Source organism: Pseudomonas sp. Pse35 (assembly GCF_024519715.1).
In the GTDB taxonomy this organism is placed as follows: Bacteria; Pseudomonadota; Gammaproteobacteria; order Pseudomonadales; family Pseudomonadaceae; genus Aquipseudomonas; species Aquipseudomonas paracarnis.
Genome location: NZ_JALJRP010000010.1, coordinates 75,790 through 94,446 on the forward strand (window position 1 = coordinate 75,790; position 18,657 = coordinate 94,446).

The 18,657-nt window shown below is 58.7% G+C and carries 18 protein-coding genes; 11 read left to right on the forward strand and 7 right to left on the reverse strand.

Annotation, left to right across the window (positions count from 1 at the left end; translation table 11 throughout):
* Window positions 1–20 precede the first annotated feature (20 nt).
* Entirely contained in the window at window positions 21–521 is a 501-nt protein-coding gene (locus OC445_RS11445) for a CinA family protein (protein ID WP_262020160.1), read from the reverse strand.
* 122 nt (window positions 522–643) lie between these two features.
* Between OC445_RS11445 and OC445_RS11450 the strand changes: the two genes are divergently transcribed.
* A complete protein-coding gene (locus tag OC445_RS11450; RefSeq protein ID WP_014718020.1) occupies window positions 644–1,042 on the forward strand; it encodes a low affinity iron permease family protein in 399 nt (132 codons plus the stop codon).
* A 34-nt stretch (window positions 1,043–1,076) separates the two neighbouring features.
* Here the strand turns inward: OC445_RS11450 and OC445_RS11455 are convergent, their stop codons facing one another.
* On the reverse strand, window positions 1,077–2,138 hold the full coding sequence (locus OC445_RS11455) for a M28 family peptidase (protein ID WP_198791166.1): 1,062 nt from the start codon (window positions 2,136–2,138) through the stop codon (window positions 1,077–1,079).
* A 192-nt stretch (window positions 2,139–2,330) separates the two neighbouring features.
* On the opposite strand from OC445_RS11455, the gene OC445_RS11460 reads away from it, so the two are divergent.
* From OC445_RS11460 to OC445_RS11480, 5 genes are all read left to right on the forward strand, one after another.
* A complete protein-coding gene (locus OC445_RS11460; protein ID WP_072448501.1) occupies window positions 2,331–3,095 on the forward strand; it encodes an OBAP family protein in 765 nt (254 codons plus the stop codon).
* 80 nt (window positions 3,096–3,175) lie between these two features.
* Window positions 3,176–4,465 carry an SDR family oxidoreductase gene (locus OC445_RS11465; RefSeq protein WP_054895768.1) on the forward strand — a complete coding sequence of 430 codons (1,290 nt, stop codon included), beginning with the start codon at window positions 3,176–3,178 and terminating at the stop codon, window positions 4,463–4,465.
* A 173-nt stretch (window positions 4,466–4,638) separates the two neighbouring features.
* The gene (locus OC445_RS11470; protein ID WP_054895714.1) at window positions 4,639–4,920 is read left to right on the forward strand and encodes a hypothetical protein; all 282 of its coding nucleotides are present in this window, start codon (window positions 4,639–4,641) and stop codon (window positions 4,918–4,920) included.
* Between the two features lie 102 nt (window positions 4,921–5,022).
* Window positions 5,023–5,280 carry a DUF6555 family protein gene (locus OC445_RS11475; protein WP_003190423.1) on the forward strand — a complete coding sequence of 86 codons (258 nt, stop codon included), beginning with the start codon at window positions 5,023–5,025 and terminating at the stop codon, window positions 5,278–5,280.
* Entirely contained in the window at window positions 5,277–5,516 is a 240-nt protein-coding gene (locus OC445_RS11480) for a hypothetical protein (RefSeq protein ID WP_054895715.1), read from the forward strand. The genes OC445_RS11475 and OC445_RS11480 overlap by 4 nt, the downstream gene beginning before the upstream one ends.
* A gap of 276 nt (window positions 5,517–5,792) precedes the next feature.
* Here OC445_RS11480 and OC445_RS11485 read toward each other — a convergent pair whose 3' ends face one another.
* Complete coding sequence (locus OC445_RS11485; protein ID WP_014718015.1) at window positions 5,793–6,650, reverse strand: SDR family oxidoreductase; 858 nt, start codon at window positions 6,648–6,650, stop codon at window positions 5,793–5,795.
* A 308-nt stretch (window positions 6,651–6,958) separates the two neighbouring features.
* On the opposite strand from OC445_RS11485, the gene OC445_RS11490 reads away from it, so the two are divergent.
* Window positions 6,959–11,104 carry a CheR family methyltransferase gene (locus OC445_RS11490; protein ID WP_054895716.1) on the forward strand — a complete coding sequence of 1,382 codons (4,146 nt, stop codon included), beginning with the start codon at window positions 6,959–6,961 and terminating at the stop codon, window positions 11,102–11,104.
* Window positions 11,105–11,119: 15 nt separating this feature from the next.
* Here the strand turns inward: OC445_RS11490 and OC445_RS11495 are convergent, their stop codons facing one another.
* Both OC445_RS11495 and OC445_RS11500 read right to left on the reverse strand, forming a co-directional pair.
* Window positions 11,120–11,635: a hypothetical protein gene (locus tag OC445_RS11495; RefSeq protein ID WP_054895717.1), complete on the reverse strand. Its 516-nt coding sequence runs from the start codon at window positions 11,633–11,635 to the stop codon at window positions 11,120–11,122.
* 14 nt (window positions 11,636–11,649) lie between these two features.
* A complete protein-coding gene (locus OC445_RS11500; protein WP_003190416.1) occupies window positions 11,650–11,871 on the reverse strand; it encodes a PLDc N-terminal domain-containing protein in 222 nt (73 codons plus the stop codon).
* A gap of 288 nt (window positions 11,872–12,159) precedes the next feature.
* Between OC445_RS11500 and OC445_RS11505 the strand changes: the two genes are divergently transcribed.
* Both OC445_RS11505 and OC445_RS11510 read left to right on the forward strand, forming a co-directional pair.
* Window positions 12,160–13,434: a glycoside hydrolase family 68 protein gene (locus tag OC445_RS11505; RefSeq protein ID WP_034127090.1), complete on the forward strand. Its 1,275-nt coding sequence runs from the start codon at window positions 12,160–12,162 to the stop codon at window positions 13,432–13,434.
* 364 nt (window positions 13,435–13,798) lie between these two features.
* Window positions 13,799–14,188, forward strand: coding sequence for a tautomerase family protein (locus OC445_RS11510; protein ID WP_034127089.1), 390 nt, complete (start codon window positions 13,799–13,801; stop codon window positions 14,186–14,188).
* 212 nt (window positions 14,189–14,400) lie between these two features.
* Here the strand turns inward: OC445_RS11510 and OC445_RS11515 are convergent, their stop codons facing one another.
* On the reverse strand, window positions 14,401–15,651 hold the full coding sequence (locus tag OC445_RS11515; protein ID WP_054895718.1) for an MFS transporter: 1,251 nt from the start codon (window positions 15,649–15,651) through the stop codon (window positions 14,401–14,403).
* Window positions 15,652–15,752: 101 nt separating this feature from the next.
* Between OC445_RS11515 and OC445_RS11520 the strand changes: the two genes are divergently transcribed.
* Together OC445_RS11520 and OC445_RS11525 are read left to right on the forward strand one after the other, a co-directional pair.
* Window positions 15,753–16,721 (forward strand): AraC family transcriptional regulator, encoded by a 969-nt coding sequence (locus tag OC445_RS11520; RefSeq protein WP_198861916.1) that lies wholly within the window; start codon window positions 15,753–15,755, stop codon window positions 16,719–16,721.
* A gap of 220 nt (window positions 16,722–16,941) precedes the next feature.
* Window positions 16,942–17,169 (forward strand): hypothetical protein, encoded by a 228-nt coding sequence (locus OC445_RS11525; RefSeq protein WP_054895720.1) that lies wholly within the window; start codon window positions 16,942–16,944, stop codon window positions 17,167–17,169.
* Between the two features lie 129 nt (window positions 17,170–17,298).
* On the opposite strand, the gene OC445_RS11530 is transcribed toward OC445_RS11525, so the two are convergent.
* The gene (locus OC445_RS11530; RefSeq protein WP_054895721.1) at window positions 17,299–18,621 is read right to left on the reverse strand and encodes a hypothetical protein; all 1,323 of its coding nucleotides are present in this window, start codon (window positions 18,619–18,621) and stop codon (window positions 17,299–17,301) included.
* Window positions 18,622–18,657 lie beyond the last annotated feature (36 nt).

Below are 18,657 nucleotides of genomic sequence, written 5' to 3' on the forward strand. Positions count from 1 at the left end.
ACTTGGCAGCATTAGGCGCGTTAGGCGCGTTCACCGACCATCGCCCGTTGGTGAAAATGCGGCAGCCATTTCAATGCATGAAGAGACGCGGCCAACTGCACCTGCTCACGAGAACCCATAAAGCGTTGCTTGCGACTGAACACACTCAGTGCCCCGCCGTTTCGATAGGCCCAGGCAAAACAGACAGTGCCTGGGGGAATGCCATCAATTCCATCCGGCCCCAGCAGGCCAGTGGTGGCGACCGCCACATCAGCGGTGCTGTCGCGCAGCGCGCCTTGGGCCATTTCCTGGGCGACCTCACAGCTGGTGAGATTGAAGGTATCGATGGTATAGCGACGCACGTTCAACAGCCGCTGTTTCGCTTCTGGCGAATACACCACGTACCCGCTTTCGATCCACGAACCGCTGCCGTCGACCTGCGAAAGCAAGGTGATGATCTTGCCTGCGGTACACGACTCCGCCGTCGTGATGACCAACTGATGGTGCTTGAGGTATTCAACGATAGAAGCAGCGACCGACATGCTGAGTGCTCCTTTGCAAGAGGGATTTGCTCATTGATTTTTGTCAAAAAAAACGATTTGTAAAAAAGAATTTCGAAATTCTGCTGGGGTCTACAGAGGAACATCCCCCAGGAGACAGCACCATGAAGTTCGCGAAATTCTGCCAAAAACTCTCCAACCAGGCGGGCAGCTCAAAAACCTTTCTGACAGCCGTCAGCTTGATTGCTGTTTGGGCGCTCACCGGGCCTTACTTTCATTACAACGACACCTGGCAGTTAATCATCAACACCTCCACTACCATCATCACCTTCCTGATGGTGTTCCTGATCCAGAATACCCAGAACCGCGACAACGATATTCTTCATCTGAAACTGGACGAGCTGATTCGTGCCACCAAAGAAGCTCACAATGCGGCGTTGAGCCTGGATAAGCTTGGGTCGCGTGAGTTGCAAAAATTGCGCGAGCAATACAGCAAGCTGGGGCAACCCAATGCGGCCGATGAAATCAGGCAGGAGACAGATTCTCCAAGCGGCCCAATCTGAGCCCCACGCCGGTCAGCGTACCTTGCACCGTCTATCAGGCTGCAAGGTACTCGGCCAATGTCTCGGCACAGGCCTGCACCGCCCCATCCAGAATCAATTCATAACCATGGGTATTTTCCGTTGGAATGGCCAGGCAGCCGGCGCGGGCACAGGTCCCGTTACTCATGACCGCACTGGCATCCGAAGCGAAATCCACCAACAGCGCATATTGGGGGCTGTAGCCGCAGCGCTCTGCGGCAGCCGCCAGGTCGTTGACCACCGCCCGGGTGTAATAGCCTTTCTGGTCCCCCGTATTGATGATCGGGTCGACGGCCAGGCGCGTGCCGTATTCCTGCATGACCGGCCCCACCTCCACCGCGATGGTGGTGTCGCCGGGTAGCGTCGACGCGGCATACATTGCCCCGGCATTGCACTCCTCTTCGAGCGTGGTGAATACCAGATAGACATCCCTGGCCAACGCCTCCCGGCGCGAAGCCAGCAGCTGGGCTGTATGCAGAACGGCAGCAATCGGGGCGCGGTCATCCAGAAAATGCGCGGCAATGGCATCGCCCACTTGGAAGGGCTCACGCCAATGACGGCTCAGCACCACACGGCTTCCTGGCCGAATGCCGTGCTCGCCTAATGCCTGGGCAGTGCATCGTGTGATCACATGAACGTCGTTCCAGTGCACATCGCCCGAGAGCACATCAGCCCCTTGTGCCGTATTACTGGTGGCGTGCATCGAGCCAAAAGACAGCACGCCAGGAAGGATGCGTGCGTCCCCCAGGATATCCACCGGGCACACACCAAAGTTGACCGGGTTGGCCCCACCCAACGCCGTCACCCGCAACGTGCCATCCGCCTCGACGCGTTTAACCACCATGGCGATTTCATCCATATGCGCCATGACTTTAACCGCACCGGCAGGCTCGGCATCGCTGGGTTTGCCCTTGATCAAACCCACCACATTACCTGCCGGATCGACCCAGGCCTCATCGCACAACGGCGTCAGGCTTTCCAGGCATATGGCGCGCACCTCGTCCTCCTGACCGCCCGGCCCGCGTGCCTGGAGCAATTGGGTAAGCAGCGTCGACGCTGGATTTTCAGTCTTGTGCATGGGATGAACACCTCACTGGCAGGTAAGCAATTGCGCTGTCAGCGCCTCTATAAAAAACGACCTGATGAATGAGTGAGTGTTCAACTCAAAGCATTTTGAACGCCCCGTACGCGCGTCTTTCCAACGAGAACAGGATCAAACCTGGCTTTGATCATCGCGCATGAACACACCGGCAACAGGAGGCAGCCGACCATGACTGACAACCCCATCCATCAAGTGACCCAATCCCTGGCCGCAGCAGTGACGCTGGCCCTGCTCAGCGCCTGCGCTGGCAACAACTCACCTTCGAATGTCGAGGCACCTGGGAAGCCGACAACGCCTTCGACCCGAACGCTGGAAGCCGGCGCCGCCCTGCTGCAATCACGCCCACCGATTGATGCCCTGAACGCCTACCTGGACGGCTTTCACTTCTACAACGGCCATCCCGATGTACAAATGGAAGCCCATCACTACTGCGCAATCCTCAATGAAGAGGTCATCCAGTGCGTGATCTACGACGGCAACCGCAAGGATGCGAAGTTGATGGGCGTGGAGTACATCATCAGCGAGGCGCAGTTCAACACGTTGCCCGCGCCTGAAAAGGCGCTGTGGCACAGCCATGTGCATGAAGTGAAGTCAGGGCAACTGGTCGCGCCGGGAATTCCTGAGGTGGCGGAACATGCGCTGATGGAGAAGCTGGTGCACACCTACGGCAAGACCTGGCACACCTGGCATACCGATCTGGATAAACGCCTCCCGTTAGGCGTGCCTCAGCTGATGATGGGCTTTACCGCCGACGGCCAGGCTGACCCGCGCATGGTCGCCGAGCGAGATAAACGCCTGGGCATCGACAGTGCCGACAAGAAAAAGACGCGTACCGATATCCCCGCGCCGCCCATCGCCCCTGGGGCGGACGCGTGGCGCCAGGGCACGGTTATCCAGATCGCCGACCCGACCCTGAAGGCCCATCAACATTGACACCGCCATTCAGTCATTTGGATTGAACGATCATTTGCGGGCCTTTCTCTACCCAAGACCAGCCAAAGGAGGATGTCATGATGATTGATACCGCAACCGGAATGAGGCCTGGCGAGCGATACGCCGTGGAAAACCTGGAGCGCACACCGAACTTCAGCGGGTTTTTCCTGGACGGAAAGTACTACCTAGGCCCTGAATTGATGACGGCCGTCGGATGGCTTGAAGGCCAGACTTTTATCTATGATGAGCTCGACGCCACAGGCGAACCGGTGTTTCCCGACCGCGTCGCTGGCACCGTCGAAAACCTGACCCTGATACTGACTGACGGTACCCGCCTGCAACTGCACCCGGTGCCCGTCCACGTGCCCGAGGATTCGCCTGGCGTCATGCAGGCCAAGGGGAAACTGCACGGCAAGACCGTGGTGATCACCGGCGCCTCCAGTGGCATTGGTCGCGCGGCTGCTCACGCCTTTGCCGAGCAAAGTACCCGCTTGGTATTGGCGGCCCGAGATGAAAAAGCCTTGGAAGAGGTGGTCGAGGAATGCGCTGCGCGTGGCGCCGAGGCCATCGCCGTTAAAACCGATGTAACCCAGGGCGACCAGATGCGCGCCCTTGCCGAACAGGCGGCGGCCTTCGGCAATGGCCGCATCGATATCTGGATCAACAACGCCGGAGTAGGCGCCGTCGGCAGTTTCGAGGACACGCCCCTGGAAGCCCACGAACAGGTGCTGCAAACCGACCTGCTCGGGTACCTGCGCGGCACCCACGTGGTGTGGCCCTATTTCAAAGCCCAGCACCGCGGCATTCTGATCAACACCTTGTCGCTGGGCAGTTGGGTAGCCCAGCCCTATGCCGTCGCCTACTCAGCCAGTAAATACGGCCTGCGCGGCCTGACTGAAGCACTGCGTGGGGAGCTGACTGATTACCCCGATATTCATGTGTGCGACATCTATCCCGCCGTAATGGACACACCGGGCTTTCGCGATGGCGGCAATTTTACCGGCCACACCTTGACGCCACCGCCACCGGTCTACGACCCACATAAAGTCGCGCAAGCGATGGTGGCCTGTGCGCTGCAACCGAGGGACAGCACCACGGTAGGCAGCGCTGCCACCGTGGCCCGCGTCGCGCATTTTTTGCTGCCCGGCTTTGCCCGGTTATCCGGTTGGCTCACCCGCCTCGGCCTGGAGCGCAGCCAGCGCGCCGCCACGTCGGCGGGCAATCTGTACACCCCGGCAAGCGGTGAACGTCGTGTCGAAGGCGGCTGGCGGCAAACCCGCCGTACGCCCTATGGGATGGTTGCAATAGGCGCAGCGCTGCTAGTGGGCGGCGTTGTCGTTGCGCGCAAATATTCGGCTCGTCACAAATGAAAACGGGGCAAATCCCGAATACCAGCCAGTCAAGCACAACTCCTCTGTGGGAGCGGGCTTGCTCGCGAAGGCGGTGGATCAGTCACGTCAATGTTTAATCGACGGACGTCTTCGCGAGCAAGCCCGCTCCCACATTTGATCTTCGTTGTTCCCTTTACATGAGGTAACCCAGCATGTCTTACGACTACCAAGGTATTGCCAGTGTCATCACTGCCTCGCGCCATCTTGGAACACCCTCAGATGAACACCTTAACGAATCAAAAAACATCCAAATGACCAGTAGCGGTAAACCGACCATCGCGCGCTTGGACTTTGACACGCCAATGGATTGGCCCGGCAATCCCAACTTTATCACCGTCAATTTGCCCGACGGCTCCTCTGTCAGCGGGGTCATCGCCGAGCTGCAACGCCCGGCCGATGGGCCTGGATGGGTCACCTTTACGGTAGACGATTAGGTCTCGTCCACGCCCTGCGCCCAATCATCGAATTGTCGGACAACTTATTTGAATTTTTTTTGACGTCAAATATCTGTAGTTCATGAGTATCAAGGAGGCCTCATGAAACACAACGACCTTTTCACTATCGAGTACCAGCTGCACGGCGAGCCCAAGTCCTTCATCGTGCGCGCACCGCGCATGGACAATGCCGAGGCTTGGCATTGGGCCAGTTGTGACGCTGGTGTGGCGGTCATCCCCAAATTTGGGCAACACACGTTCAAGCGTGTGTCCAAACCGATGGCGGAGAAATACGGCATTACCCAGGTGCGCTGGAGTGGCGCGGCACAGATTCAATGGGCGGAGGGCCTCAGAGGATGAACAGTCAGACTCTTGGTTATACAACTACAAACAGGCGGGACGACGAAGTCGTGCGAAATGCCGAGATGTTTTTCGAAGCTGATCGATTGGATGCGTTGGCGTACGAGATCATTGAGTCCTACAGCGGCGATGCGCATACGTGGGCGCGGTTTACCGAGGCGAAGAAACGTGCGGATGCGCAGCGCACAGTGGCCTATCGGGAGTGGATGCGAATTCATCGTTCCAAGCGCAACTAACGTCAGCCTGTGGGAGCTGGCTTGCCTGCGATAGCGGCCTGACAACCCATCAGGATGTCAGGCCGAGTGTATATCCCCTCGCGTTCACGCCCCTGACTCAGGGTCTGTTGAAGGCCCTCCAGGAGCGACACCGCCTTGCCTCTGTGCCTGTTGCCCGCCTGCCGGTGCCTGCGACTTATCGTTTCGCTTAGCCGCCGCCGGGCGCACCTTGCGCTCAGAAGGATTCGGTTCGTGGTGCTTCGAGGCTTCGCTCATACCGCCCTCCTCAATCACTGATCAAAGTATCGGCTTGCCACCCGTCACGCCGTAGCGTTCGCCGGAGATGTAGCTGCCTTCATCCGACGCCAGCAGCACATAGATCGGCGCCACTTCCACTGGCTGGCCTGGGCGTCCCAATGGGGTGTTGCCGCCAAAGTTTTTCACCATGTCCGGCGTCATCGTCGAGACAATCAACGGCGTCCAGATAGGCCCGGGTGCCACGCTGTTGACGCGAATCCCCCGCTCGCCGAGCATCTGCGCCAGGCCGGCGGTGAAGTTGGCAATCGCGCCCTTGGTGGCCGCATAGGGCAACAGGCTGGGGTTGGGCATATCGGAGTTGACCGAGCTGGTATTGATGATCGAACTGCCCTCGGCCATGTGAGGCAGTGCGGCCTTGCAGATGCGGAACATCGCGGTGATGTTGACGTTGAAGGTTTTCACCCAGTCCTCGTCGGGGATGTCTTCCAGCGATTGATAGGTCATCTGGAACGCTGCGTTGTTGACCAGCACATCGATGCGGCCGAACTTCTCCACGGTGTCGTTGACGATGGCCGTGCACTGCGCCGCATCGCCCAGGTCGCCGGGCAGTAAGAGGCATTGACGACCCGCCGCCTCGACCCAGCGTGCGGTCTCCTTGGCGTCTTCATGTTCATCCAGATACGACACCGCCACGTCCGCGCCTTCACGTGCGAAGGCAATGGCCACGGCCCGTCCGATGCCGCTGTCGGCCCCGGTGACCAAGGCGATTTTATTGGCGAGCCGCCCCGAGCCTTGGTACGACTGCTCACCGCAATCGGGCATCGGGTCCATCTTGCGCTGCTCACCGGGTACGGGCTGTTGCTGGGCGTTGAAGGGTGGTTTTGGATAGCTGTTCATCAGAACGTCTCCTGGGTGGGTTTCTCTTTGCGAGGGTTCGCCAGGAAGCGAAGTTCAGACGGATTTTCAGAAAATCGGACAGCCGTGCTACCGCGATGGCCACTCGTCAGTTTGATTAAACCTTCCGCAGGCTGCGCGCCTCAACCGGGTGTAAGTGGTCGGTCGAATGACCGGGTGGCCTAAACGCATTTTTTGTTGGCGGCAGGTTTTCAGCTATATTTCACTGTCGGTTCAGCCCTCGCCCTCGTTCCTCAAGTTCTTACCTCTACACCCGTCTTCCTGTGCGCCGTTATCCAAGGTTGGTATTTATGAAGTCTGCCCCCCCGCGGTCCCCCAACGTTCCGCAACGCAAAGATCTGACCCCCAGCAACTTGAATTTCCCGGTGGTGGGTATTGGCGCGTCGGCGGGCGGGCTGCAAGCCGTGAAAGCGTTCTTCGAGCACATGCCCAGAGACTGCGGCATGGCCTTTGTGGTGATCCTGCATCTTTCGCCCGACCATCAAAGTGTGGCGGGCAAGATCATTCAGGAAACGACCCGCATGCCGGTGTCGCAGGTCAATGACGCCACGCCCATCGAAAAGAATCACGTGTACGTCATCTCGCCAGCACAGCTCTTGAAGATGAATGATGGCTACCTCGCGGTCTCACCTTCCGTGCGCGAAGGTGGACCGCACATTGCCATCGACCTGTTTTTTCGCGACCTGGCAGACACCCATAAAGAACGCGCGTTTTGTCTGATCCTGTCTGGTACCGGCTCAGATGGCGCGGTAGGGCTGTCACGCATCAAAGAGCAAGGCGGCATCACCCTGGTACAAGCACCGGAAGACGCCGAGTACGATGGCATGCCGCTGGCGGCCATCGAAACCCAGATGGTCGACCTGGTGCTGCCTGTGGTGGAAATGCCGCAGAAGCTGCTGGAACTGTGGCGCAATGCCCAGTCGATTGTGCTGCCCACCGCCAACGACCCTGAGATCAAGACCACCCCACCCAGTACCGAACGCGATGCCGCCGTGGCCGAGCAGCTGTTGCTGGATATTCTAATCCAGTTGCGCGCCAGTACCGGGCATGACTTCAAGCATTACAAGCGCGCCACGGTGTTACGTCGTATCGAGCGGCGCTTGCAGGTCACGGCCCAACCCGACCTCGCCACCTATTACAACTTCCTCCAGGCCAACCCGGACGAAACCAAGGCTTTGCTGGGCGACATGCTGATTGGCGTGACCAACTTCTTTCGCGACCGCGAGGCCTTCGAAGCGCTTGAGCGAGACGTAATCCCCAACCTGGTGAAGTCACTGGAAGACAGCGTGCCGCACCGTGAGGAAGTGCGTATCTGGTCGGCAGGATGCTCCACCGGCGAAGAGGCCTACAGCCTGGCGATGCTGGTGGCCGAGCAACTGGCGCTGGACGCCAGCGGTGCAAAGATGCAGGTGTTTGCCACTGATATTGATGAGCGGGCCATTACCCATGGCCGCAACGGCGTGTACCCCGAAGCGATCATCACCGACGTACCGCCTCAACGGTTGCGCCAGTACTTTGCCAAGGAGAAGAACCAGCACTACCGGGTGCGCAAGGAAATTCGCGAAAAGGTACTGTTCGCCAAGCACAGCCTGTTGGCCGACCCACCGTTTTCGCAGATCGACCTGATCGTGTGCCGCAACCTGTTGATCTACCTGGACCGCGAAGTGCAACGCGACATCCTGCAAATGTTCCACTTCGCGTTGCGCCCCGGAGGTTACCTGTTTCTCGGCTCCTCGGAGTCGGCCGACGGCTGCCTGGACCTGTTTGTACCGGTGGACAAGCGCAACCGCATTTTCAGGGTGCGTGCCGGCTCGTCCGCCGTGCGTCGCGCCCCGACCATGCCGCGAGGCGGCTACCTGCGCCCGAGCGCCACGACGCTGGCGATTGAAACCAAGGCGCCCAGCAAGGTCTCGTTCGCGGACATCCATCTGCGCGCTCTGGAAAAAGCCGCGCCGCCCAGCGTTATCGTGAATATGCAGGCCGATATCCTGCACATGAGCGAAGGCGCAGGTCGATTCCTGCGCTACGTGGCCGGCGAGGTGACGCACAACCTGCTGACGTTGGTGCATCCCGATTTACGCCTCGATATCCGCACCACCTTGTTTCAGGTCCAGCAATCGAATAGCCCGGTGTCTTCGCGCAAGATCCGCATCCAACGCGAGCAAGGCCCCTTCCTGGTGGACATCAGCGCCCGCCCCTACCGCGATGAAGCGACCGAAAACGACTACGTGCTGGTGATCTTCCAGGAAACCGCCGTCGACCCACAGCTGCCCGACATCGACACCGTCAGCCAGGCCGAAAACGCGATCATGAGCAACCTGGAGCGCGAGCTGCAACGCACCAAGTTGCACCTGCAGGACACCATCGAACAGGCGGAAGTCTCCAGCGAGGAACTCAAGGCCTCCAACGAAGAAATGCAGGCCGTCAACGAAGAACTGCGCTCGGCCACCGAGGAGTTGGAAACCAGCAAGGAAGAGTTGCAGTCGATCAACGAAGAATTGCTGACCGTCAATTTCGAGCTCAAGACCAAGGTGGAAGAGACGGACAAGGTCAACGACTACCTGACCAACCTGATAGCGTCCACCGACATCGCCACGGTCTTTGTCGACCGCAACATGCGCATCCGTTGGTTCACGCCACGGGCCACGGATATTTTCAGTATGTTGCCGGTGGACACCGGACGCTCATTGCTGGACATCACCCACCGCCTCAATTACCCGCAAATGACCGAAGACGCCGCCACCGTGTTTGAGTCCCTGAGCTTGATCGAGCGGGAAATCAGCAGCAACGACGACCGCTGGTACATTGCGCGGTTGCTGCCTTACCGCTCCAGTGAAGACCACATTGATGGCACCGTGCTGACCTTCATTGATATCACCAAGCGGCGTCAGGCCGAAGAGGAACTGCGCCTGGGCGAGGAGCGCATGCGTCTGGTTGCCGAGAGCACCCACGACTTTGCCATCATCATCCTCGATGACCACGGCGCCATCACCGACTGGAACACCGGTGCCGAACTGATCTTCGGCTACACCAAGGACGAGGTGCTGGGCGCTTACTACGACCTGATTTTCTCCCCGGAAGACCGCTCCGCTGGCGTGCCGGAGAGCGAACTGCGCACCGCCCGCGAACATGGGCGTGGCGAAGATGAACGCTGGCATGTGCGCAAGGATGGCAGCCGTTTCTATTGCAGTGGCGAGGTGACGCAGCTCAAGAGCGACAGCTTGCGCGGCTACGTCAAGATTGCCCGCGACCTTACCGGCCACAAACGCACCCAGGACGAACAGAATCAGCGCTTGAAGGAAACCCAGACCAACAGCCATCTCAAGGATGAGTTCTTCGCGGTGATGTCCCACGAACTCAAGCATCCGTTGAACCTGATCCAGCTGAACGCCGAACTGTTGCGGCGCTTGCCAGCCACCAAGGTCGCGGGCCCGGCCATCAAGGCGGTCAATACCATCTGCGAAGCGGTGTCCAGCCAGGCGCGGATCATTGACGACCTGCTGGATGTCGCCCGGGTTCGCACGGGCAAACTGAAGCTGAAAAAGCAACCGATCGACCTGATTCGCACCCTCAAGGACATTCACAGCGTGGTCCTTGCCGACGGTCATCGTCGCCAGGTCAGCCTTCAGACACCTTCGGTGCCGGGCCCGTTGATCGTTGACGTAGACCCCACGCGCATCGAGCAAGTGATCTGGAACCTGGTCAACAACGCCCTGAAATTCACCCCCGAAGACGGCCAGGTGCAGTTGGTGGTCAGCCGCTCGGACGGGCGCGCGCAACTGGACGTCATCGACAGCGGCGCGGGCCTGGCCCAAGAAAGCCTGGAAGAAATCTTCGACCTGTTCGGGCAAGCGGAAAACCAGCACCAGACTCACCAGCGCGAAGGCCTGGGGATTGGCTTGTCGTTGGTGCGGCAGCTGGTGGAGGCCCACGGCGGTTCGGTGAGCGTGCATTCGCGAGGGTTGGGCTTCGGTTGCACCTTTTCGATCTGGTTGCCGCTGTGCGAACAGCAGGATCATCTGCTGGATAGCGGCGCTACCCAGAACGAAGATCAGCGCCTCAATGGCCTCAAGGTTTTACTGGTCGATGATTCAGCCGAAGTCCTTGAGGTGCTGAACATGCTGCTGGAAATGGAAGGCGCCCAAGTGAGCGCCTTCAGCGACCCGTTAAGCGCACTTGAAACAGCCCGGGATGCCCAGTACGACGTGATTATTTCGGACATCGGCATGCCTAAAATGAATGGCCATGAGCTGATGCAGAAGCTGCGCAAAGTAAGCCACCTTCGACAGGCTCCCGCCATCGCCTTAACGGGCTATGGCGCTGGCAATGACCAGAAAAAGGCGACTGAATCGGGCTTTAATGCGCATGTCAGCAAACCCGTGGGCCATGACTCGTTGATCTCCTTGATCGAAAAACTGTGCCGCTCACGCCGTTAGGGTTTGGGCTGACGGTCAAGGGTAGATGAACTGAGAGAAGCGCACGGACGCCCCTGTTAGTCGCGACACCTGGGTATCCACGCTGCCCACCGTGTCGCTGCGCAAGGTCAGGTACAACACGGCCTGGCCGGCGCTGTCACTCAGCATCCAGACGCTTACACCCTCCCCGGCCGCCCTGGCCTTGAGCGGCTGCGGCTGGAGCGTCTCGATATTGAAACCGCGCAGCAGCTCACCGCTCAGCTCGACCTCCAGGGGTTGTTGCGCCTTGCCTTGCACATGAATCACCAGCCCATCGGAGGCGCCATTGCGTAAAAAGCGTTGGTACTCCACGCGCAACTGCCCATCGGCACTGCGCACTTCGCGGGTGCTCAGCGGCCCGCTGGAAAACAGGCCCGCCAGGCTCAGCCCCATCAGCACCAGCAGCGCGTACCAACCCACCCTTTCAAAGCGCCAGACCTTGCGCTGCAAGGCCATATCTTCCGGTACCGGGTAGTTGCGGCTCTGTAAGTCGTCGGGGTCTGGGTTGTTCATAGCGCGGCCCGGACTCAGCCCTTGCTGTGCTCGGGAGAAGACGGCCCCTTGGTGACACCCCTTGGGCCGGCAATCGCCCATATCGCGGCGCCCAGGAACGGCAGTACCACGACGACAGCACTCCAGCCTGCCTTGCTGGCCGATGCGTTATCGCTGCGCCAGATGCTGTTGATGATCCACGCGTCGAGCAGTACGAGGATCACTGCCAGGCCTATCCAGAAGTAAGTGGTTTGCATGATGCACCTCCAGGTTATGTAACTTTGGGTGCGCAGGCGCAGGCAGGGTTCATTATTTTTGGGCTTTCTGCCTGGCGCTTGGTTTGCCGCCATCATGCGGACAACTTCGCCGATTCATTCAGGAACGAACCTCTTTAAACAAGACACGCTGAAACGTATCAGCTTTGGAAAAAGCACGAATTATGCACAACTGCATTTTTAACCTTGACCCATAGCGACGAGTCCTCTAAATTCAAATAACTGTATATGAATACAGTATTTTGAATCCCTTCATGGACGAGGCTTACTATGAAAAGCACCCCTTCGAAATTTGGCAAAACACCCCATCAACCCAGCCTGTGGACCCGCGCCGATGCGCTCAAAGTCCATGCGGACGACCCCACCACCACCCAGCCGCTGGTCAGTGCGAACTTCCCGGTATTGAGTGACGAGGTTTTTATCTGGGACACCATGCCGCTGCGTGATATCGACGGCAACATCACCTCCGTCGACGGCTGGTCGGTGATCTTCACCCTCACCGCGGATCGCCATCCGAACGACCCGCAATACCTCGATCAGAATGGCAACTACGACGTCATCCGCGACTGGAACGATCGCCATGGCCGGGCAAAGATGTACTACTGGTTCTCCCGCACCGGCAAAGACTGGAAACTCGGCGGCCGGGTAATGGCTGAAGGGGTTTCGCCCACCGTGCGCGAATGGGCTGGCACACCGATCCTGCTGAACGAACAAGGCGAAGTGGACCTGTACTACACCGCCGTCACGCCCGGCGCGACCATCGTCAAGGTGCGTGGCCGCGTGGTGACCACCGAGCACGGCGTCAGCCTGGTGGGCTTCGAGAAGGTCAAGCCACTGTTCGAGGCGGACGGCAAGATGTACCAGACCGAAGCGCAAAACGCCTTCTGGGGCTTTCGCGATCCATGGCCATTCCGCGACCCGAAAGACGGCAAGCTGTACATGCTGTTCGAAGGCAACGTGGCCGGCGAGCGCGGTTCGCACAAGGTCGGTAAAGCCGAAATCGGCGACGTGCCACCCGGCTATGAAGACGTCGGCAACTCGCGCTTCCAGACCGCCTGCGTCGGGATCGCCGTGGCCCGCGACGAAGACGGCGACGACTGGGAAATGCTGCCACCGCTGCTGACCGCGGTCGGCGTCAACGACCAGACCGAACGCCCGCACTTCGTGTTCCAGGACGGCAAGTACTACCTGTTCACCATCAGCCACACCTTCACCTACGCCGACGGTGTAACCGGCCCAGACGGGGTGTACGGTTTCGTCGCCGATTCGCTGTTCGGCCCGTATGTGCCGTTGAACGGCTCTGGCCTGGTACTGGGCAACCCGTCCTCCCAACCGTTCCAGACCTACTCGCACTGCGTCATGCCCAACGGCCTGGTGACCTCCTTCATCGACAGCGTACCGACCGACGACACCGGCACGCAGATCCGTATCGGCGGCACCGAGGCACCGACGGTGGGTATCAAGATCAAAGGGCAGCAAACGTTCGTAGTCGCGGAGTATGACTACGGCTACATCCCGCCGATGCTCGACGTTACGCTCAAGTAAACGGAGGCTGTAAGACAACGGGTTTGAATTCGATGACAAACCCGTAGTGGATAGCATCGAGATATCCCGTCTGATGCAACTCACCCCACCTCACTGGCTACAAGGATGTAGCCAGTGAGGTGGGGTGCGCGCTGTGCCCGTTGAAGGCCAGCGCCTCAAAGCCAGTCGTAGACGTCGATGCCGCTGAGAATGAGCGGGTGATTCATGAGGCTTAAGTCGATCAATTTCCAACGTTTTTGAAAGTGAATTGTTCTAAAAAGAAAACAATGAATTTTAATATATGGCCTTTTTATGAACAGTCCAAAGCTTTATCGTGTGAATCCTTCCTGCAATGCACGCACCTTTGACTAGTGAGAATCAAGACATGCCATTGATCAAAATCGACCTTATAGATGGGCGTTCTGATGACCAAGTAAAAACCTTGCTCGACGCTGCCCACTGCGCAGTCGTGGAGGCATTTCAAGTACCCGAAGGGGATAGGTATCAAATCGTCAACGAACATCGCCCAAGTAGATTGATTGTCAAAGATACAGGGCTCGGTATCGATCGAACGGACAATGTAGTGGTGATCACTGTGATCAGTCGTCCTAGGACTGAGGAATCCAAAGTCTTGTTCTATCAGTTGCTAGCGAAAGGCCTGCGGGAGAAATGTGGAATTGCCGCCTCCGAACTGGTGGTTTCAATAGTAACCAATACAGATGCGGACTGGAGCTTTGGTTATGGACGGGCACAATTTCTAACCGGGGAGCTTTGAGGCACTCAGTGGAGTCTGGCTCCGAGTTGGGCCCCAAAGGAGTATCCCACACGGCAATCCCGCGGTGCCCTTGATACCGCCTTGCGGATATTTTCTGCTATGCGCTCGCGCAGGGGCGCCTATGCTTCGCCTGGAAACCACCGTGACTCAGGATTATCGGTGCCAAATGTGACATCCACCCAAAGCGCAACGAGGCAGTTTGGAAAACCGAATCAAAGGTGCAATGCGGGCGTGGACTCGCGAACGCCATGGACAGAAGGAACCCGGACACGCAGCGCAATCAGCAACGCAGCCAGCAGCATCAGCATCGCTGCCGCTATGAATACGCCAGCGCTGCCACCGAGGCTGAACACTGCTCCGCCAGCGGCGGCGCCCGTGGCGATGGCGGACTGCACAGAGGCCACCACCATGCCCCCGGCGCTTTCCGCCTGATCAGGTACCGCGCTGGCGACCCAGTTCGACCACGCCACCGGCACACCGCCGAAGGCCAAGCCCCATATTGCCAGCAGTACCGCCTGCCCCGGCAACGAGGGTGGCAACAGCACCAACGCCAGTGCTGCAACCCCGACCAGCGCAGGCATTAACACCAGAGTGGCCAGCGGGTGGTGCTCCAGCAGCCTGCCAGCCAACAGCGTGCCGAAGAAGTTCGCCACACCGAACCCCAGCAACATCAGCGACAGCCCTTGCGGGCCGATGCCGGTAGTGCCTTCCAGGAATGGCCGAACATAGGTGAACATCGCAAAGTGACCGCTATGCACCAGCACACAACCGAACATCCCCATGGCGATGCCCGGGCGCTGCAACACTTCGAAAACGGTGCGCAGACGTGTCGGCCGGCGCGGCGCGAGGCGCGGCAAAGTCAATGACTGAAAAGCCAGGGTCACCATGCCTACCGCCGCCGCTGCAAAGAACGCACTGCGCCAGCCGTATAGCCCACCCAGATAGCTGCCCAGCGGCACGGCAACAACCGTCCCGATAGCAATCCCGCTGAAAATGATCGACAGCGCCCGAGGCAACAAAGCACTCGGCACCAGGCGCATCGCCACCGCCGCAGCCATGCTCCAGAACCCGCCTAGGGCAATCCCCAGCAAGATGCGCATCAACAACAGCACCGCGAAGCTGGAGGAAACGGCGACCAGAAGATTGGAGGCAACCATCAGCGTTGAAAACCCCAGCAACACCCAACGTCGGTCGATACCGCGGGTCAGGCCTGGCGCCAACAAACCGGCGAACAGCGCTACCACTGCTGTCACCGTTACCGCCTGGCCAGCCAGTGCTTCGGACACTCCCAGATCAGTCGCCATCAGTGTTAACAAACTGGCCGGAAGGTACTCAGCGGTCAGTAATCCGAACACCCCCATTGCCAGCGAGAAGACCGCCATCCACGCGGGGGCCGCAGGCTCTGCCTCCGAGAAGGCGCCGGGATGGCGGTTGGATACGGCACTACATATACAGTCAGTCATTGCAGGGATCTCCAGTCTTCATTTCAGGCCGCAGTCTAGGCGCCGGAAACTGGATGATCTATGATCAAAAACCTCTACTTTTTGACTAAAACACCTGAACAATGTCTGCAGAACAGTTTGCTCTTTCCTCGGATCTCATCAACGAGCTGTTGCGCGGCATGCGCCTGCGTGGCGTCGAATACCGGCGTATACAAACGAGTCCGACTTTCGGTTTGGGCTTCGCTGAAAAAACTGGGCATGCCTGGTTCCATTTCATGGCGGTCGGCAATGCGGTACTGCGAATGGCGGACGGTACCACCTACGCGCTGTCTGCCGGCAACGCCGTGTTCATCTCCCATGGCGCGGCCCATCAACTGTCTTCCCATGCGGACGCACCCGTTCAGGACATCGAACGCCTAGACCGCGTCCCCCTCGGTGACACCGTATGCGCGGTTGACACCGGAACCGATGCCAGCCCAACGCCGAGCACAATTTTGTTCAGTGGTTGCATGGAGTTTGAACTGGGCAGTATCCATGGCCTTGGCAAACTGATGCCGGGCCTGATGTTGATTGATGCCGGCGGCCAGCGCTACCCTGGACTGGTGCCTATCCTGACCACCATGGAACGCGAGGTCAGCGCCGCACGTGTGGGCTTCGCCGGTATCCTCGCCCGGTTGGCCGACGTGGTGGCCGCCATGGTCGTTCGCGGCTGGGTGGAGTGCGCTTGCGGTAATGCCTCTGGCCTGGTCGCCGCCTTGCGCGATCCACGCTTGGCCGGTGCGCTGCTAGCGCTCCATCAACAACCGGGCCGCGACTGGACCGTTGCCCAGTTGGCAGAGCAATGCAATACCTCACGCTCAGCCTTCGCGGATCGCTTCCAGGTGACGATTGGCATGACGCCGCTGCGCTATGTCACCGAACTACGAATGCGGCTTGCAAGCCAGTGGCTGACCCTGGAAAGGCTGCCGATTGAAGAGGTAGCACAGCGCTTGGGCTATACATCCCAGGCCGCTTTCAGTCGCGCATTCAAACGCATTACGGGCAAGACACCGGGGTTAAGTCGCAAGGTGAGGCAGCCCATTGTTACTTGACGCTGAGCGCACGTAGTCGACGATCTGTGCCTCTGAATCATTTAACGCCCGTTACGTCGAGTAATGGGTCACGGCAGTGCAACACCGGCTAAAGGACTGTCAAGTATGACAGTAGACGCCTGCGACGACTCACCTGAGAATGAACGCCACGCGGCAAGAATCCCAGCCTCTGATCCTGGGCCTGCACGTTTGCCGCCAGCACTCGATGAGAGGCTCAGTCATGGAGATCACTGAATGCCGCGCCGCAGACAACGTCATCTTGACATTAAAGCAGCCGATGAACGCGCGACGCACACGCCTGCTGTGCGGGTATCTGCGCCAGATCAATCCGCCGGCCGAGTATTTGATCCTGGTCGAGGAATGGACGGCGCAAGCCCATTACGTGCAGTTCAACCAGATTACAAGGTGCGCGCGCATGACCAAAAAACTGCGGCCACGCCTTGCCTGAGCTTTCCCTCATGAAGGTACGTTCACCCGCCATCAGCGTAACGCTGGCGATCGGTTTGTTCACCACCATGGGGGGGGCAGGCAGAACGCGGCCTCATTGAGCAGCCCCAGATGGAGCACCCTGCCCCCTTTACGAGCGCAGCGCCTCACCAATTTCTTCAATAGCAAAACCAACGTCATGCCCCGCACGAATCAACTCCGCGAACCGCAGCATCACTGAAGAGCCGACATCGTGGGACAGCGCCAAGGTCATCAGTTCGCGTATCGGTTCATCAAGCGCTGCTTCGACGCTGGGAGAACACGCCTGCCCTGTGAGCCAGGCAACAAGGGACGAGACCCTATGGCCAGGGGTATCTTCATCAACACCCAAAATCTCGCCTAACACCATTCCCAGTGTGCCTGCAGGATGTTGTTCCGGGCGGCTCCAAGTCTTGAGCTCAATTGACTCTCGCTGCACCTTTTCCAAGTTCCGCCGAATCTTTCCAGGAATGGTCGCCGCCGCTTTGGGGCGATTGTAGTACTCGCGGTTAGCTAAACTTGCGGCATCCCTGACAACCTTCCAGGCCACCGACCAAAGCTGTGAAACACTGTAGGTATGCAAAGCTGCGCGCATAGTACTTTTGATTTCTGCCAGCTCTTGTTCCGACAGATCATGGTTATAGAGTTCGCACTGAGCGCCCAGATAGCGCATGACATCGGCGACTGCGTAATCAAGCCACAGGTTGAACAGCCCGTCAGCATCGGTATACACCCTATCCGACAGGTTACGAATGACCTCGTCCGCACGCCTTGATGCGACATCTGGCGCCAAACGATAGACAACCTGGTCCCTCAACACCCAAATCTCATCGCCCTCCCAATAGTAGGTGCCCGGGCTTGCTTTACTGGGGTCATCAAGGACGAGCCCAGCCTCACGCAATTGCAGCATGAAGTCATCGACATATCGAGGCGCCAGCCCTCGACAATCACCCGGTCTGAAGCCGCCATTGGTCAACCTCGGGGTAACAGCCCTGTCCAACGCCAGCAGAAGCACCACCTGATTATCCGGGACCGCTGAGTAGTCCACCGTACGGGTTAACTGCTTGCGTACGTATTCGGCCAACTGCCGTTCAAGCTCTGCGGCTTTGGTCTTTTTAGCCTCAAGCGCAATGGCGTCATGGTCGTTCTGACAAAGCGTACAAAGCTTCGTGGACCGTTGAGGGACCTTTTTGGCCTCTGAGCGATTTTTGATTTCGATCAATTCCGCACACTTGGAGCAGACCTGATTATCATCGAATGCATTGCAACGTTGCCGTACGAAGCTGGCGAGTGTAACGCCTGGGGCCATTTCAATAACGTCCGTCAGAGCACTCACTTTTTCAAGGTACTGCCCTGACTCATCGACAGCCCAGTACCGCTCGATCAACTCAATTTCTTTAGGGTCTTCGGTCAACATTTGCAGCTTGATTGCCATGTAAGCAGTCCTGTTCCGCGTGTGATTATTTCGCAC

Coding starts and splice junctions, on each gene's coding strand:
- OC445_RS11500 (WP_003190416.1), bottom strand. CDS start 11,871: ATGCAAACCACTTACTTCTGGATAGGCCTGGCAGTGATCCTCGTACTG.
- OC445_RS11530 (WP_054895721.1), bottom strand. CDS start 18,621: ATGGCAATCAAGCTGCAAATGTTGACCGAAGACCCTAAAGAAATTGAG.
- OC445_RS11495 (WP_054895717.1), bottom strand. CDS start 11,635: ATGAACAACCCAGACCCCGACGACTTACAGAGCCGCAACTACCCGGTA.
- OC445_RS11505 (WP_034127090.1), top strand. CDS start 12,160: ATGAAAAGCACCCCTTCGAAATTTGGCAAAACACCCCATCAACCCAGC.
- OC445_RS11465 (WP_054895768.1), top strand. CDS start 3,176: ATGATTGATACCGCAACCGGAATGAGGCCTGGCGAGCGATACGCCGTG.
- OC445_RS11515 (WP_054895718.1), bottom strand. CDS start 15,651: ATGACTGACTGTATATGTAGTGCCGTATCCAACCGCCATCCCGGCGCC.
- OC445_RS11510 (WP_034127089.1), top strand. CDS start 13,799: ATGCCATTGATCAAAATCGACCTTATAGATGGGCGTTCTGATGACCAA.
- OC445_RS11445 (WP_262020160.1), bottom strand. CDS start 521: ATGTCGGTCGCTGCTTCTATCGTTGAATACCTCAAGCACCATCAGTTG.
- OC445_RS11460 (WP_072448501.1), top strand. CDS start 2,331: ATGACTGACAACCCCATCCATCAAGTGACCCAATCCCTGGCCGCAGCA.
- OC445_RS11485 (WP_014718015.1), bottom strand. CDS start 6,650: ATGAACAGCTATCCAAAACCACCCTTCAACGCCCAGCAACAGCCCGTA.
- OC445_RS11490 (WP_054895716.1), top strand. CDS start 6,959: ATGAAGTCTGCCCCCCCGCGGTCCCCCAACGTTCCGCAACGCAAAGAT.
- OC445_RS11470 (WP_054895714.1), top strand. CDS start 4,639: ATGTCTTACGACTACCAAGGTATTGCCAGTGTCATCACTGCCTCGCGC.
- OC445_RS11450 (WP_014718020.1), top strand. CDS start 644: ATGAAGTTCGCGAAATTCTGCCAAAAACTCTCCAACCAGGCGGGCAGC.
- OC445_RS11455 (WP_198791166.1), bottom strand. CDS start 2,138: ATGCACAAGACTGAAAATCCAGCGTCGACGCTGCTTACCCAATTGCTC.
- OC445_RS11525 (WP_054895720.1), top strand. CDS start 16,942: ATGGAGATCACTGAATGCCGCGCCGCAGACAACGTCATCTTGACATTA.
- OC445_RS11520 (WP_198861916.1), top strand. CDS start 15,753: ATGTCTGCAGAACAGTTTGCTCTTTCCTCGGATCTCATCAACGAGCTG.
- OC445_RS11480 (WP_054895715.1), top strand. CDS start 5,277: ATGAACAGTCAGACTCTTGGTTATACAACTACAAACAGGCGGGACGAC.
- OC445_RS11475 (WP_003190423.1), top strand. CDS start 5,023: ATGAAACACAACGACCTTTTCACTATCGAGTACCAGCTGCACGGCGAG.